Raw genomic sequence first — 353 nt, 5'->3', positions numbered from 1 at the left:
CGGGTCGGTAGCGGACCTCACGAAAATGCCTAGTGACGCAGGTTGTTGAAGGCGGCAATCGCCAGCCACGCGACAACAAGCGCTGCAATTCCCACCCATTGGATTCGACCCTGGGATTGTGCGCAATCCTTGCGGGTCGGATAACGGCCTAAGGTGACCGCAAGCATCACAGCGCGGCCCACTTGGAAGAGCACCAAGTCCCAGATGATCACCTTGAAGATGAACTTGGCGGTCGCTCCGACTACGTCCTCGATGGCCTCGCGCATCAATCCCCCTTAAAGAGCTCGCCTCTACGGCGTCGCCACGAACATTACCAGCAGTTCCCCGCCTATCCGGCATGTCCGTTCTGGGTC

At 59.2% G+C, this 353-nt stretch carries 1 protein-coding gene; it reads right to left on the bottom strand.

The window, feature by feature from the left end:
* Positions 1 to 29: 29 nt before the first annotated feature.
* The gene (locus JHD67_RS21700; protein ID WP_199101200.1) at positions 30 to 266 is read right to left on the bottom strand and encodes a hypothetical protein; all 237 of its coding nucleotides are present in this window, start codon (positions 264 to 266) and stop codon (positions 30 to 32) included.
* Positions 267 to 353 lie beyond the last annotated feature (87 nt).

This window comes from Dyella sp. ASV21, from assembly GCF_016428975.1.
GTDB lineage: Bacteria > Pseudomonadota > Gammaproteobacteria > Xanthomonadales > Rhodanobacteraceae > Dyella.
This window is presented reverse-complemented; position numbering and strand designations above follow the sequence as displayed.

Bases quoted from the DNA above. Each gene is read 5' to 3' on its own strand.
- JHD67_RS21700 (WP_199101200.1), bottom strand. From the start codon at position 266: ATGCGCGAGGCCATCGAGGACGTAGTCGGAGCGACCGCCAAGTTCATC.